We start from the raw sequence: 14,037 nt of genomic DNA, 5'->3' as shown, positions 1-14,037 counted from the left end.
CACGTCGCTCAGGGATAGGGCGTGACCGGCGGTATGCCGACGAACAGCGCGCCCGACGCGTCGTAGGTGCCTTCGCCGAGAAACGCGTGTTGCGTGACGACGATCGAATCGCGCACCATCCGCTGCATGCGGCTCTCGCGATAGATCGCGCCGATGCCAGCCATCTTGTACGCCTGCATGACCACCTCGGCACACGTATGCGCGGCATGCGTCGCGGAGAGCCGCAGCAGATTGGCCTCGCTGGGTGATACGGGGTCGCCCGCCATGACCGTGCGCCACGAAGTTTGCGCCGACTCGAAGAAGAACGCGCGCGCGCTGCGCAGATTCGCCTCGGCCTGCGCGAGACCCGAGCGATAGTACGCGCGGTCGGCAAGACGCGGCGCGCCGGTCGTCGTTCTGGTTACGCCGGACATACCGGCCAGCAGGTCGAGCGCCGCGCGCGCGAGCCCGAGGTTCACCGCCGCATGCACCTGTGCCTGATATGCGACGGCGGGGTAGCGGTAGAGCGGCTCGTCGATCAGCGGCGCACCGCCGCGCACGAAGGTCCATTGCTCGTCGACGAACCTGTTTTTCAGGCGCAGATCGTGGCTCCCGGTGCCTTGCATGCCGACCACGTTCCAGTTGTCGACGATCTCGACTTCGCTCGCCGGAAACACGGCCGTGAACGGCTTGCCCGCGTTCGCGTCGCCGACCTTGCCCGGCGCGCCACCGATGCCGACGCCGATCCAGTCCGCGCCCTTGCAGCCGCTCGCGAAACGCCATTGACCCGACACGACGTAGCCGCCGGGCGCACGCTCGGCCGGTTGCAGGGGATACAGACCGCCCGCGAAAACCTGGTCTGGACCGGACGCGTAGATGCGGGCCTGAGTCTCGACCGGCAGCGACGCAAGATACGTGTTCGCGGAGCCAAAGGCCGCGACCCATGCGCTCGAACCATCGGCGATCGCGATGCGTTCGAGCATCGCCAGAAAGTGTGGCGGCGGCAGCGCGTCGCCGCCGAAGCGTTTCGGCGTGCTCGCGCGGAAGATGCCCGCGCGCTTCATCTTCAGGATCATGTCGCGCGGGACGTGTGAAACCGCATCGAACTCGTCGCGGCGACGCTCGACTTCGGTGATCAGGTCATCGAGCGACAGCGGGCCCGAGTATTCAGGGTAGTCCTCCTGCGTGTCGATGATGGGTGCGTCGGCGGTGCAAGCGCGGGCGCTGGCGGTATGAACGGCGTGCATGCGCGTTACCTCTTGATTCAGTGATGTGAACGATGTCAGTCGGTTTCCTGATGCGCTTCGATGCGCATCGCTTTCGGATAGGTCTCCCGGGCGAGCAGCGTCGCGATCACGGTGATCAGGCCGAGCACGCCGAGATACAGAGCGACCGGCGTCGCGCTGCGATAGTGCGCGAGCAGCGCCGTGGCGATCATCGGCGACAGGCCGCCGCCGAGCACCGAGGAGATTTCGCGCCCGATGCCAAGCCCCGAGAAGCGCAGATGTACCGGCAACAGTTCGCTGATGAACGCGGGCTGCGCGCCTTCGAGGATGCCGAGGGTGAGGCTGTTCGCCAGCACGAGGGCCGTGATCACTTTCCAGTATTCGCCGGAGCCGAGCAGCGCAAAGTACGGCCATGCGACGAGCACCATCGCGATCGCGCCGGCGAGATACACGGGCTTGCGTCCGACCTTGTCGGTCAGGTAGCCGAAGAACAGCGAGAACGGAATCATCAGTAGCATCGAAAGGGTCAGGCCGCCGAGCATCCAGCTCGACTTGATGCCGAGGAACTGGCCATACGCGATCGAGAACGCGAAGAAAATGTACGACGCACCGCCTTCGCCGAAGCGCAAACCGAAGATCGTCAGCACTTCGCGAGGACATTGCCGCAACACTTCGATCACCGGCATGCGGGTGTCGCGACGCGTTGCCTTCGCTCGAGCGAACGCGGCGCTTTCGCCGACCGAGCGGCGCATCCACAAGCCCAGTGCGACGAGTGCGGCGCTGCAGAGGAACGGAATGCGCCAGCCCCAGCTCAGGAAATCGGCAGACGACAGGTTCTGCACCAGCAGGAACGCACCGGTCGACAGCACGAAGCCGAGCGCCGCGCCGCACGGGCTCCATGCGGCGAGCGCGCCCCGCTTCGATTGCGGCGCGTTCTCATGGATCAGCAGGATGCTGCCGCTCCATTCGCCGCCCGCGGCGAGCCCCTGCACGATGCGCAGACACACGAGCAGCGCCGGCGCGGCGAGGCCGATCTGCTGGTAGGTGGGCAGCACGCCCATCAACATAGTCGCCGTGCCCATCGCGAACAGCGTCAGCATCGTCACGAGCTTGCGCCCGTAGCGGTCACCGAGATGTCCGCACAGCACACCGCCGATCGGCCGCGCGATGAAGCCGACCGTGAAACCGCCGAACGCGGCGATGGTGCCGGTGAGCGGATCGCTGCCGACGGGGAAGAACAGCTTGCCGAATACCAGCGCGGCGGCCGTTCCATACAGGAAGAAGTCATACCATTCGAGGATTTGACCCAGCACGGCGGTCGTGACCGCACGTCGTACGCCGCTCGTCGCGGCGGCGGATCGGCGTGATGCGAGCGGGGCGCTCAGATCGGAATTCACGGCGTCAGAGTTCATGGCTCAGGGAGAACGAAGATTGAGGTTCCCGCATGACGATGGCTCTACGCAGCGGGGCGAATCACATCCGGACGACATGGCTGCACGATATGAGCGGCGATAAACGCGGTCAAATTCGGGCCAAAAATGGTCGATATGAATGGCGTGCATGGGCGACGCCCGGATCGAGCGACGCGCGAATGGTGAGGAGTTCCAGGATGCGGCGCTACGGTGAGGGTTTGCGGGAGCGGTGGGCGGGATGCGCGACGGCTCACGCGGTGTGCGTCGGAACGGCGATGGGGATGAGGTGCGTCGAAGCGCGCAGCACGTGCTTCGCTGGCTTCAGCGTTGCGGTGAACGATTGCGCTTCGGACCTGCGAGCGCGGAGCGCGTCGGTGTCCAGTGCGCGAAATGCACGCTGGAATGCAGGGTTAAAAGTTGAAGCGAGCCTGTTGAGGTGAGGTTTTCCAGGATGGTGAGGATTTCCAGGAGTCGAGAGAACGACGCTTTGTGCGCCATGGTGAGGAGTTCCAGGAGGTCGACCCCGCATTCGAGACCTCGCGCTCGCGGCAATTGCTCAATCCGGGTAGAACGGAAGCCTTTGGCTCCCGAAAAACCTCACCTGGGGCGATCGCCCACGTTGCTTACGGCGCCTCTCAGTTATCAGTTGTAGAGCGTGGCCTTTGACACGCCTGCCGCGCCGCAATCTCGGACATCGACGCCTGCTCGAACCCCAATTCGCTGATTACCTCAAATGCGGCGTGAACGATCACCTGCCGCCTTTCTTCTGTTTTCACCCTCATCTTCAATGCGCTCCTCCTCCGGTCTGCACGACCGATCAACGACATGGCCGACCGCGGCGACGCCCGTGACCGGCCTTCGACTTTCAATGTTTTGATCTTACCATATCTGAACCGTACAGTTCATTTAACTTGACGCGGACGTCTTAGATAACTATACTGTGCAGTATTGAAAAAGCGAGCAAGGGAGCAGGGAATCATGCAAGAGAGATATTTGACAACGCGCCAGACCACCCGGATCGTCATCGTCGGCGGCGGCATCGCTGGACTTCTGCTCGCGACCAGGCTGGGCAACACGCTTGGCCGCAGCGGCCGCGGTCAGGTCACGTTGATCGACAAAAGTGCAACCCATATCTGGAAGCCCATGCTGCACACCATCGCGGCAGGCACTCGCGATGTCCAGCAACAGCAGGTCATCTATCTCGCCCACGCCCGCGACCACGGCTTCAACTATCAGCCAGGCGAAATGGAAGGCCTGGACCGCAATGCGCGTATCGTGAAGCTGGCTGCGCTGCGTTCGCCGTCGGGGGAGGTCGTGATCGGGCCGCGCACGGTCGAATACGATGTGCTGATTCTTGCGTTAGGCAGTCGCGCCAACGACTTCGGCACACCAGGCGTACTTGATCATTGCCATTTCATTGACAGCCAGACACAGGCTGAAGTTTTCAACGAAGCATTGCGAATCCGTATATTCCAGAGCGTTGTGACGAATAGCCCGTTGCGCGTGTCTATCGTCGGCGCCGGAGCGACCGGCGTCGAACTGGCAGCGGAATTGAGCCGCTTACTCGAAGTGGCGTCGAGTTACGGCGACCCCGGCATCCGCTCACGTCTGCAGCTCACCCTTTATGAAAGCGCACCGCGCGTACTGGCGGCATTTCCGCCGGCGGTGTCGGAGTCCAGCGAGGCACAGTTACGGCATATCGGTTTCACGGTACGAACGGGCACGCGAGTGACCGCCGCCGAACCCGATGGACTCCGGTTGGCCGACGGCAGCAAGCAACCGGCGGATTTGATGGTATGGGCGGCGGGCGTCAAGGCCCCTGATTTTCTAGGCAAACTGGATGGGATCGAGAGCAATCGTTCCAATCAGATCACCGTCAGGCCAACCCTGCAGGCACAGGACGACGACACACTATTCGCCCTCGGCGACTGCTCGACGTTGACGCTCGCCGGCAACGAACGTCCTCTCGCACCCACGGCGCAAGTCGCCACGCAACAGGCACAACACCTCGCGAAGCACTTGCCGGACTGGCTCGGCGGGGGTTCATTGCCCGACTTTGCATTTCACGACTTCGGCGCGCTCGTGTCGCTGAGCGACTACAACGCTTTTGGGACGCTCGGGCAGTTCGGATTCTTCCGCGGCGGGTTTATCAAGGGCCGATTCGCGCAGCTCAGTCACGCCATGCTGTATCGACAGCATCAGCAGGCTTTGCACGGTTTTGGCAAGGCCATGATGCTGTGGACTGCCGAGCGGATTAACGGCTTCGTGCAGCCAAAGATACGGCTGAGCCGAGCGCCGCCTCGCTTTTGACGGGAGTAGTGCCATGGTTCAATGCATGACGGTCGACACCGCATGGCAGCACACGGTCGGCCAACTCGATTTGGGATGCGCGCAACAATTGACGGCTCGGGTCAGGCATATAGTCGATTCGCGTGGATCGAGCCGTCTGCCGGTCAAGAATGGCGACGTTGCGATCGCGCTGCTCGATCGACCCAGTCCACGAACAGCCACCGTATCGTGGAGCGACCCTCGAGGTTGCAAGTACGGCGAGCAGCTTTGGCGCCTTGAAACAGCGAAACGATCGGGTATATGCGCTTTGAGCGGACAAGGCATCGCCGCAGGCGATGTAATCTACCGCCCCACAAAGGTCGAACCGCCTCCCGCAAACGCGGCTGCCATGATGCTCGCAACATTAGTCGAGCTCGCCTTTAGCGATCCATCTTGTTGATTTTCGCGGGCGTGTTTCGCTGTTGATCCTTCCCGGATCAACACTGCGCGACAGCGCAGTTGCTGCCCGCGACCGATCAGTCAACTTGTATCCTCGAGCCACATACAGGACGTCGCCGATGCGCGTGAATGTCGCTTAACAGGTGTGCGAGGGACGTTTGCAAATCTTGCGCGACTCGACGTGTTTAGTTTGTAGGTTGAGGGTGTCGAACGGAGCTTGTGCTGGCCGGCGCGCTACATATCCAGCTAGCCTGTCGAGATCGTCTGGTCAAATCCGCCCCCATGCGAAAGTGATTGTCACGATCTCCGAATCGCGCCGTTATAGACGCGTGGGCAAATGGTCACGAAGGCGAAACCGGCAATGGATCGTGCAAAAAAGTTGCCAATCCGATGTCGGTCAAGGGTCCGGGCACAGCGAAAGTGTTGAACCCCAGCATGGGCCGCGTTCGGCGCTTGATCCGCGTCAAGGGGGAATGGCGGTAACTCCACCAGCCAACAGAACCGTCATAAATGCCCCATTGGGCGAGTGATCGAGTGGCCTTCGTCGTTGCGCGCAGAGGGCTCAGTGCGTCAGGACGGTCGTGTGCGCGGCGAGGCGCTCGACCTCGAGTAGCGCCTGGCCCAGCACATCGATAGCCCCATTCGTGGTGGAGGCCGTAGCAGCGCTGCGCAACGCGTGCTGAACGATGTCGTGAATGACGTCCGTGTTCGATGAACCGATCTGGAACGTGAGTTGGTGTGCCATAAGTATTCCTGCGTAAATAGCGAAGTGTGTGTCAGATGGATGCAGTATAAGCAAAGCGCGCCGCCATTCGACGCGCGTAATTATGAGTTGCAAGATCTTCAATATACGGGTTTGTGCGAACCGCGAATCGCTGGCATCAGAACAACAAGCGGAAGGTATTCCAATATTCACGTAGCGGTCTTGGCAACGAACTTCGATTGAAGCGTGCACGCTCGACGGCTGATCCCGCTTGCGTAACGCCCGGCTGGATAGCGTCGAAGCAAATGTGCTGCGTGTCATTCAGACGGTCCGCACCGCCCTTGCCTCCGGACACACTAAAGAAGCGCGCAACCGCTTCAGCGCAGTCGCGCTACAACCTTGCAGCGACGACAACTATCCGTTGCCCTGGGGATGCTTGTAAGTAGATAGTAAGTGACTAAACTGGCACTCAACGAACTGGCAAACAGCACTCAAGGCCTCGCCAGACCGTTGTTCCCCAAACACCGCGTCTCCATCCGACGCTCGATATGGAGTCTGATCATGCCAAAGTCGAAGACCTTCATCCCCGTCCCTGTTGTCGCGTCGATCTTGTCCTTCTCGACCGCCGCATTCGCTAACAGCAATGGTCCCCAAACGTATGAGCAAGCGGCTTCTCAAGCGGTTCAGCGTCAAACGGTCGGCTACCACGAACGCGCAAGCGCCGATACGCAACATGCAATGGACTTTCAGGCAGTGTTAGCCCGCGTGGAAGCCCAACGACAGGCGTTCAACAACTACGGCGGGGTGACTAGTTCGTCGGCTTCCCTCCCGTCAGACAACGTAGCGTCGGATAAACCCGTCGACTTCAGTACCGCAACAGCGTCCTGGCGTTACAAGGCAACCTTGGCCGCGCGTTGATACGGCCCGCGGCTGCTAATCGCATCAAGATCAATACAACCAACTGTAGAGAATTGAAATGAAAAAGATCTTCCTCGTACTGTTCGCCTTCCTTACCAGCACATCCGTTCTTGCGCAAAACAATCTGCCGCAGCAATTGCCGTCGCAGCAGACAGCGTCCGCCGGGCAACCGTCCACGAAGCAGCTTTCACAAGGTGGGCCGCAGCTTCCGCAACCTCCGCAGCTTCCGACACAAGCGTCGGCGCAAGTCCCGACCCAGCTTCCGAAATAACCCCATATGGCTACGCAACCCGCGCAGCCATACCTGGGGAGACCGGCGAATGTCGCGGCTACTGGGATCCTGTTCGTAGCCGTAGGCGCATGCGATGCATGACGGCGTTTGCCGGCGATTCGTTCATGACGTCCGCAGATCGCTGGCCGCGAGACCGTGGTTGGTTCAGCAATGGACTGCTCTCAACCCTTCCTCAGCAATTCCTCAGCAATTCGATAAGGCGCGGCGTCTTCGCCGGCTGCCTGTGGGTTTCGGCGAGAGCATCGACCGCGATCGGCGTGCGTGCCATCCGGGCATGATCCGGAGTAGCCGTCCACTGGCCCATTCATCGTGACGATTGGCTCCGGAACAGGCTGATACCCATGTCAGGCGTTGCAAACGGCGGATTCGCCGACGCTGTGCAGGGTGAACCGTTCACCTGGCGACACGATGTCGGTTCGCTTGCCGTCTCCCAAGATTCGCGACCGTCCAGGCGACTGCCTATGCGGCGTCAGTCCCGTCCGTCGGCCCATATGCGGCCAGAAACACGTCGACCGCCCTTTGAACGACCTTGGCGATGTTGCGGGAACTGGTATCCGCCGGCACCCCCAGCAGGCAGAGTTCCAGCAACTCCGCTTCATACAGCCCGCGCAGATGGGCTGTCGCGACGGCTGCGTTACAGCTGCGCAGCTTCCCGGCGTCAACCAATTGCTGCAGGAAGTCCGTCACCACTTGCCAGCCGGGCTTCGGCCCGCGCTCATAGAACAGGGCGCCGACGTTCGACCGGCCACCTTCAAGATGCGCGAGACGGCGCACCGCGAGCAGTTGCGGTGTCAGCAGCGCAATCAGACAGTGCTTGCCGAAGCTCACCAGTGCGTTACGAACCGGCACAGTGGTCTTCAGTTGCGCGAGTGCAACTTCTATTCCCCGTTGCGCGGCGACGCCCATGAACTCGGCGAACATCTCCTCCTTCGACTTGAAGTAGTTGTAGAGGGTGGCCTTCGACACGCCTGCCCGCGCCGCAATCTCGGACATCGACGCAAGCTCGAACCCCAATTCACTGAACACCTCAAACGCGGCGTCAACGATCACCTGCCGCTTTGCTTCTGTTTTCACCCTCATCTTTGATGCGCTCCTCCGGTCTGCACGACCGATCAATGACATGGCCGGCGGCACGCCCGTGGCCGGCCTTCGACCTTCAATGCTGCAATTTTACCATACCTGAACCGTACAGTTTATTTGTTGTTGACATCGCCGATTTCGATAACTAGACTGTGCAGTATTGTAAAACGGAGCGAGGGAGCAGGGGATCATGCAAGAGAGCACCGAGGTTGGGATGCAGCACAAACCAGTGAGGCTGGCCGTCGCGTTCGCCTTCGCCATCGTGGCGAGCGCCTGCGCGCAACTGCCTGACATGCCGCAAAAGCCGGTAACGAAGGACATCAGCAGGTATGAGACGGCCCAGAGTCTCGGCGCGGCCGGCGGCAAGCAGGCCGGCACCGCGTCCGCGTGGCCCACCGACCAGTGGTGGCTCGGCTATCGCGATCCGCAACTGAACGGCCTGATTTCAGAGGCGCTCAAGGATGAGCCGACGCTGGCGGCTGCCGAAGCGCGGCTGCATAACGCCGAGGCGTCGGCGCAGGTGGCGGGCGCGGCGCTGCTGCCCGAAGTCAGCGCGCAGGGCTCGGTCGAAAAGAAGAAGCAGAGCTACAACAACGGTATTCCCTCGGATTTCGTTCCCCACGGATGGCGCCCCTACGGCAGCGCCGAGCTCGACTTCAGCTACGAAATCGACTTCTGGGGCAAGAATCGCGCTTCGCTAGCCGCCGCCACGTCGGAACTCGAAGCGGCGCGCGCCGATGCGGCGCAGGCCCGCATGGTGCTGTCCGCGTCGATCGCCGCAGCGTACGCCGACCTCGCGCGTCTGTTCGCCGAGCGCGACAGTGCGCAGGCGGCACTGCAGGTGCGCACGCAATCCGCACAGCTGTTCCGGGAGCGTTTCGCGAACGGGCTGGAAACGCAGTCCGGCGTCAAGCAGGCTGAATCGAAGCAGCAAAGCGCGCAGGCCGACCTGCTCGAGCTGGATGAATCGATTGCACTGGAGCGCAACCAGATCGCCGCGCTGATGGGCGCGGGGCCCGACCGCGGCTTGCGCATCGCACGGCCGGCCGTCGATCTGACCCAGCCTGCCGGCATGCCCGCCAACCTTGGACTCGGCCTGCTTGGCCGTCGCCCGGACGTGGTCGTTGCACGCCTGCGCGTAGAGGCGGCGGCGAAGCGGATCGACGTCGCGCGAGCCGGGTTTTACCCGGACATCACGCTCGGCGCGTCGATCGGCTTCCAGTCGCTTGGCCTGAACATGCTGACGAACGCGGCTTCGCTGGCCGGCAACTTCGGGCCGGCGATCACGCTGCCCATCTTCAACGGCGGACGTTTGCGCGGCGAACTGCGCGGCAAGCGGGCGACCTACGACGAGGCGGTCGCGAACTACGACGAAACGCTGACCAAGGCGCTGCACGACGTCGCTGACGTTGCCGCAAGCAAACGCGCGCTGGCGGATCGGCTGCAAGCGACACAAGCCGCCTACGACGACGCCGCCCAGGCGCACCAGGTCGCGCTCGATCGCTATCGCGCCGGCCTTGCCGGTTACCTCGAAGTGCTGAACGCCGCCGACACGATGACTTCCGCGCAGCGCCAGCTCGCCGATATCCAGTCGCGCACCTTCTCGCTCGATGTCGCGCTCGTGCGCGCACTCGGCGGCGGCTTTCAGGCCAGCACGCCGGCCGCGACCGACGCAACCCATCCCAACAAGCAAAGCTGATTTCAAGGACTCCGATCATGTCTGAAACCCAATTCGTCAAAACCAGCGAGTCGCTGATGCCGGACTCGCCCGCTTCCGCTGCTCCCGTCGATACCGGCGCTGCGGCCGGCGCTCCCCCTTCGAACCGCAAGAAGCTGTTCGCGCTGCTCGGCGGCGCCATTCTCGTCGCCGGTCTCGGGTACGCGAGCTACTGGCACTTCGTCGCCTCGCATTACGTGTCGACCGACAACGCCTACACCGCAGCCGAAGTCGCATCGATCACGCCGGCGGTCAGCGGCATCGTCAAAAGCGTGCCGGTCGTGAATACGGAGCAGGTCCACAAGGGCGACGTACTGGCCGTCGTCGACGACACCGACGCGAAGATTGCGCTGGCGCAGGCCGAAGCCGATCTGGGCCGCGCCGAACGCAAGGTGCGCGGCTATGTCGCGACGGATACGCAACTGAGCGCGCAAGTCAGTGCGCGCGCAGCGGACGAATCCCGCATGGCCGCGCAGATCGCGTCGGCCCAGGCCGACTTTGACCGCGCGGCGATCGACCTGCAGCGTCGCGAAGTGCTAGCCCACACCGGCAGCGTATCGGGCGAAGAGCTGAGCAACGCGCGCGCTGCATCTGCCACCGCCAGGGCGGCGCTCGACGCAGCCCGCGCTGCGGCCTTGCAGGCGAAGGCAAGCCGCGACGCCGCAGTCGGCTCGCTCGAGGCGAACAAGGTGCTGATTGCGGACACGACGGTCGATACCAATCCGGAAGTCCTGCTCGCACGCGCGAAGCGCGATCAGGCCCGCGTCGATCTCGAACGCACCGTGCTGCGCGCGCCGGTCGACGGTGTCGTCGCGAGCCGCCAGGTTCAGGTGGGTCAGCGCGTTCAGACCGGCACCACACTGATGAAAGTCGTGCCGATCGAATCCGTCTACGTCGATGCGAATTACAAGGAAACCCAACTCGGCAAGGTGCGCATCGGTCAGCCGGTGGAACTGAAGTCGGACCTGTACGGCAGCAAGGTCGTCTATCACGGCAAGGTCGAGGGTTTCTCGGGCGGTTCAGGTTCCGCGTTCGCGATGATCCCCGCGCAGAACGCGACCGGCAACTGGATCAAGGTCGTGCAGCGCCTGCCGGTGCGCGTCAGGATCGATCCGGCCGAGCTTCGCGCGCATCCGCTGGGTATCAACCTGTCCATGGAAGCGACGGTCGACACGCGCGGCGGCAACGACGCGCCCGCACACTAAGGATGCGCCATCATGTCTTCCACTCAGGTCAATGACATCGCATTGCCGCCGCTGTCCGGCCCCATGCTGATTGTCGCGGCGTTGATGATCGCCGCCGCCAACTTCGTCGCGGTGCTGGACAGCACCATCGCGAACGTGTCGCTGTCGACCATTTCGGGTTCACTCGGCTCCTCGACCAGCCAGGGCACGTACGTCATCACGTCCTACGCGGTGGCCGAAGCGATCACCGTGCCGCTGACCGGCTGGCTTGCGAGTCGCTTCGGAACGGTGCGCGTGTTCATCACGGCGCTGATCATGTTCGGACTGGGTTCGGCACTGTGCGGAATGGCGACGTCGCTCGGCACGCTGGTGCTGTTCCGTGTTTTTCAGGGGCTCGCGGGCGGCCCGCTCATGCCGCTCTCGCAAACCCTGCTGCTGCGCATTTTTCCGAAGGAGAAGGCCGCCGCGGCGCTTGGCCTGTGGAGCATGACGACACTGATTGCGCCGGTGATGGGCCCCGTGCTGGGCGGTATCATCTGCGACGACTACCACTGGTCCTACATCTTCTTCATCAACGTGCCGGTCTCGCTAATCTGCGGATACGCCGGATGGATGCTGCTCAAGCGCTTCGAATCGGAGAAGATCCGGATGCGGATCGACACGGTCGGGCTCGTGCTGCTGATCATCTGGGTCTCTGCGCTGCAGATCATGGTCGATGATGGCAAGGACAAGGACTGGTTCAGCTCGATGGAAATTCGCGTCCTCGCGATCGTTGCGGTGATTGGTTTCCTCGCCTTCCTCATCTGGGAGCTGACCGAGCGAAATCCCATCGTCGATCTGCGGGTGTTCCGTCATCGCGGCTTTGCCGCGAGTGTGGTCACCATGTCGCTGGCGTTCGGCGCGTACTTCGGCGCCACCGTGCTCACGCCACTGTGGCTGCAGAACAATATGGGGTACACGGCCACGTGGGCCGGGTATGCCCAGGCGACGACGGGCATCTTCGCGGTGGTCGCCGCACCGTTTGCCGCCAGGCTGTCGACGAAGTTCGATGGACGCTGGCTCGTGTTTGCCGGCGTGATGTTGCTCGGCTCGGTGACGCTGTTCCGCACCCATGCGAATTCGGACATGGACTTCTGGCAGGTGGCACTGCCGCTGCTGCTGCAAGGCATCGGCCTGCCGTTCTTCTTCGTGCCGACGACGAGCATCGGCCTGAGCAGTGTCGACGAGCCCGAAACGGCGTCGGCGGCGGGACTGATGAGCTTCTGCCGGACCTTCAGCGGGGCGATTGCCACGTCGGTCGTCAACACGTTGTGGGAGGACAAGACCAAGTTCAACCGCGCGGAGTTGTCGGGCCTGGTCGATCAGGCCGGCCACTTCATGTCCTCGCTGACCGGTTCCGGCTGGAGTGCGGATCAGGCGCAGGCGCAGATCAGCAACATGGTCGAGTCGCAGGCGGTGATGCTCGCCACCAACCAGCTTTTCTTTAACATCGCATGCTGCTTCATCGTCGGCGCGCTGGCGATCTGGCTTGCGCCCAGACCGACGCGTGTCGCGGATACGTCACAGGCACATTGAAGGCCAACGGGGGGCGCGCCCCCTGCCTTCGCTGGTGTTGAATGACGACGACTGATGCCCCCTCGATACGCCGCCGCGTTTGCCTGTCGCGTGCGGGTCACCTGAATACGACTTCCGACCATGATGCTGACTTCCTATCAGCGCCAGATCCTCGTGTGGGGCGCCATCGCCGCTGGCCTCGGTATCCTTCTGTGGATCTTGCGCCCGGTTCTGACGCCATTCCTGCTCGGCGCGCTCATCGCGTACATGCTGCAGCCGGGCGTCGAGTGGCTGGTGCGCCAGCGTGTGCCGCGTGCAGTTGCCGTCCTGCTGATGATGCTCCTCTTCGCACTGCTCCTGACCCTGCTGCCGCTGCTTGCGTTCGCCGTGATGCACAAGGAAGGACCCGAGCTCGCCAAGAACTTTCCCGTTTTCATCGCAGGCCTGAACGCGTGGCTGCAACCCAGGCTGGCACTGCTGGGTGTCAGCTACTCACTCGATCTGGTCGAAGTCCGCCACCTGCTGACGGGCGCCACGATCGGCGACGGCCAGACCGTCATGCTCGCCGCCTGGCGGTACGTGCGGACAGGCAGCAACGTCGTGTTTCCCGTGGTAAGCAACGTCATACTGGTGCCGCTGGTCCTTTTCTATCAGCTTTACGACAGGCACCAGATATTCGCGCGGATGGAAAGCTTTGTGCCGCGGCGCTGGGTCGGCAAGGTCCGGGCACTCGTGACCGAGATGGACCACATGCTGTCGCAATACCTACGCGGCCAGTTGCTCGTGATGGGCGTGCTCGCCGTGTTCTACCCGATAGCGTTGACTCTGGCCGGCCTCGACATCGCGCTGCCCATTGGACTCTTCACCGGCTTCGCGGTGTTCATCCCCTACGTGGGTTTCGCCCTGGGACTGGCCCTTGCCCTGCTTGCCGCGGTTCTGCAGTTTGGCGGCTGGTACGGACTGGCTGCAGTCGCAGCCGTGTACGGAGTTGGGCAGGTTCTCGAAAGCTGTTTTCTTGTTCCCAGACTCGTGGGTGACCGCATCGGGCTGCACCCGCTCGCAGTGATCTTCGCGCTGCTTGCGTTTGGCGAGCTTTTTGGTTTTTTTGGTGTGCTGCTCGCGCTGCCGGTCAGTGCGATCCTGGCAGCGGTGCTGGGCGACCTGCGGCGCCGCTATGTGGCCAGCGCGCTCTATAAGGATTGACCGCCGGTTTGCCCTGGATGTCGATCTGCCGCCCGGACAATG

13 protein-coding genes are annotated in these 14,037 nt (G+C 62.7%); 8 read left to right on the top strand and 5 right to left on the bottom strand.

The window, feature by feature from the left end:
- Positions 1-8 precede the first annotated feature (8 nt).
- From OKW28_RS08675 to OKW28_RS08665, 3 genes are all read right to left on the bottom strand, one after another.
- Positions 9-1,226 carry an acyl-CoA dehydrogenase family protein gene (locus OKW28_RS08675; protein WP_429444786.1) on the bottom strand — a complete coding sequence of 406 codons (1,218 nt, stop codon included), beginning with the start codon at positions 1,224-1,226 and terminating at the stop codon, positions 9-11.
- Between the two features lie 35 nt (positions 1,227-1,261).
- The gene (locus tag OKW28_RS08670) at positions 1,262-2,617 is read right to left on the bottom strand and encodes an MFS transporter (RefSeq protein WP_429444784.1); all 1,356 of its coding nucleotides are present in this window, start codon (positions 2,615-2,617) and stop codon (positions 1,262-1,264) included.
- A gap of 321 nt (positions 2,618-2,938) precedes the next feature.
- Complete coding sequence (locus tag OKW28_RS08665; protein ID WP_429444783.1) at positions 2,939-3,115, bottom strand: hypothetical protein; 177 nt, start codon at positions 3,113-3,115, stop codon at positions 2,939-2,941.
- A 495-nt stretch (positions 3,116-3,610) separates the two neighbouring features.
- Here OKW28_RS08665 and OKW28_RS08660 point away from each other — a divergent pair, with 495 nt between their 5' ends.
- Positions 3,611-4,927, top strand: coding sequence for an NAD(P)/FAD-dependent oxidoreductase (locus OKW28_RS08660; protein ID WP_429444781.1), 1,317 nt, complete (start codon positions 3,611-3,613; stop codon positions 4,925-4,927).
- 13 nt (positions 4,928-4,940) lie between these two features.
- Positions 4,941-5,345, top strand: a complete 405-nt coding sequence (locus tag OKW28_RS08655) for a DUF3331 domain-containing protein (protein WP_429444780.1) — start codon at positions 4,941-4,943, stop codon at positions 5,343-5,345.
- 561 nt (positions 5,346-5,906) lie between these two features.
- Here the strand turns inward: OKW28_RS08655 and OKW28_RS08650 are convergent.
- Positions 5,907-6,089, bottom strand: a complete 183-nt coding sequence (locus tag OKW28_RS08650; protein ID WP_429444779.1) for a hypothetical protein — start codon at positions 6,087-6,089, stop codon at positions 5,907-5,909.
- 519 nt (positions 6,090-6,608) lie between these two features.
- Between OKW28_RS08650 and OKW28_RS08645 the strand changes: the two genes are divergently transcribed.
- Both OKW28_RS08645 and OKW28_RS08640 read left to right on the top strand, forming a co-directional pair.
- Positions 6,609-6,965: a hypothetical protein gene (locus tag OKW28_RS08645; protein ID WP_429444778.1), complete on the top strand. Its 357-nt coding sequence runs from the start codon at positions 6,609-6,611 to the stop codon at positions 6,963-6,965.
- 58 nt (positions 6,966-7,023) lie between these two features.
- The gene (locus OKW28_RS08640; RefSeq protein WP_429444776.1) at positions 7,024-7,236 is read left to right on the top strand and encodes a hypothetical protein; all 213 of its coding nucleotides are present in this window, start codon (positions 7,024-7,026) and stop codon (positions 7,234-7,236) included.
- 480 nt (positions 7,237-7,716) lie between these two features.
- Here OKW28_RS08640 and OKW28_RS08635 read toward each other — a convergent pair whose 3' ends face one another.
- Entirely contained in the window at positions 7,717-8,337 is a 621-nt protein-coding gene (locus OKW28_RS08635; RefSeq protein ID WP_429446896.1) for a TetR/AcrR family transcriptional regulator, read from the bottom strand.
- A gap of 190 nt (positions 8,338-8,527) precedes the next feature.
- On the opposite strand from OKW28_RS08635, the gene OKW28_RS08630 reads away from it, so the two are divergent.
- The 4 genes from OKW28_RS08630 (at position 8,528) to OKW28_RS08615 (ending at position 13,995) form a co-directional block, all read left to right on the top strand.
- Positions 8,528-10,036, top strand: a complete 1,509-nt coding sequence (locus OKW28_RS08630) for an efflux transporter outer membrane subunit (protein ID WP_429444775.1) — start codon at positions 8,528-8,530, stop codon at positions 10,034-10,036.
- Positions 10,037-10,092: 56 nt separating this feature from the next.
- Complete coding sequence (locus OKW28_RS08625; RefSeq protein WP_429446894.1) at positions 10,093-11,259, top strand: HlyD family efflux transporter periplasmic adaptor subunit; 1,167 nt, start codon at positions 10,093-10,095, stop codon at positions 11,257-11,259.
- A gap of 12 nt (positions 11,260-11,271) precedes the next feature.
- Complete coding sequence (locus tag OKW28_RS08620) at positions 11,272-12,813, top strand: DHA2 family efflux MFS transporter permease subunit (RefSeq protein ID WP_429444773.1); 1,542 nt, start codon at positions 11,272-11,274, stop codon at positions 12,811-12,813.
- A 105-nt stretch (positions 12,814-12,918) separates the two neighbouring features.
- Positions 12,919-13,995 (top strand): AI-2E family transporter, encoded by a 1,077-nt coding sequence (locus OKW28_RS08615; protein WP_429446892.1) that lies wholly within the window; start codon positions 12,919-12,921, stop codon positions 13,993-13,995.
- The last annotated feature ends 42 nt before the right edge of the window (positions 13,996-14,037 follow it).

Source organism: Paraburkholderia sp. 40 (assembly GCF_050434105.1).
GTDB lineage: Bacteria > Pseudomonadota > Gammaproteobacteria > Burkholderiales > Burkholderiaceae > Paraburkholderia > Paraburkholderia tuberum.
The sequence above is the reverse complement of the archived record's forward strand: the minus strand, read 5'-3'. Positions and strand labels throughout refer to the sequence as shown.

Bases quoted from the DNA above. Each gene is read 5' to 3' on its own strand.
- OKW28_RS08670 (WP_429444784.1), bottom strand. From the start codon at position 2,617: ATGAACTCTGACGCCGTGAATTCCGATCTGAGCGCCCCGCTCGCATCA.
- OKW28_RS08625 (WP_429446894.1), top strand. From the start codon at position 10,093: ATGCCGGACTCGCCCGCTTCCGCTGCTCCCGTCGATACCGGCGCTGCG.
- OKW28_RS08645 (WP_429444778.1), top strand. From the start codon at position 6,609: ATGCCAAAGTCGAAGACCTTCATCCCCGTCCCTGTTGTCGCGTCGATC.
- OKW28_RS08665 (WP_429444783.1), bottom strand. From the start codon at position 3,115: ATGGCGCACAAAGCGTCGTTCTCTCGACTCCTGGAAATCCTCACCATC.
- OKW28_RS08630 (WP_429444775.1), top strand. From the start codon at position 8,528: ATGCAAGAGAGCACCGAGGTTGGGATGCAGCACAAACCAGTGAGGCTG.
- OKW28_RS08620 (WP_429444773.1), top strand. From the start codon at position 11,272: ATGTCTTCCACTCAGGTCAATGACATCGCATTGCCGCCGCTGTCCGGC.
- OKW28_RS08650 (WP_429444779.1), bottom strand. From the start codon at position 6,089: ATGGCACACCAACTCACGTTCCAGATCGGTTCATCGAACACGGACGTC.
- OKW28_RS08675 (WP_429444786.1), bottom strand. From the start codon at position 1,226: ATGCACGCCGTTCATACCGCCAGCGCCCGCGCTTGCACCGCCGACGCA.
- OKW28_RS08655 (WP_429444780.1), top strand. From the start codon at position 4,941: ATGGTTCAATGCATGACGGTCGACACCGCATGGCAGCACACGGTCGGC.
- OKW28_RS08640 (WP_429444776.1), top strand. From the start codon at position 7,024: ATGAAAAAGATCTTCCTCGTACTGTTCGCCTTCCTTACCAGCACATCC.
- OKW28_RS08635 (WP_429446896.1), bottom strand. From the start codon at position 8,337: ATGAGGGTGAAAACAGAAGCAAAGCGGCAGGTGATCGTTGACGCCGCG.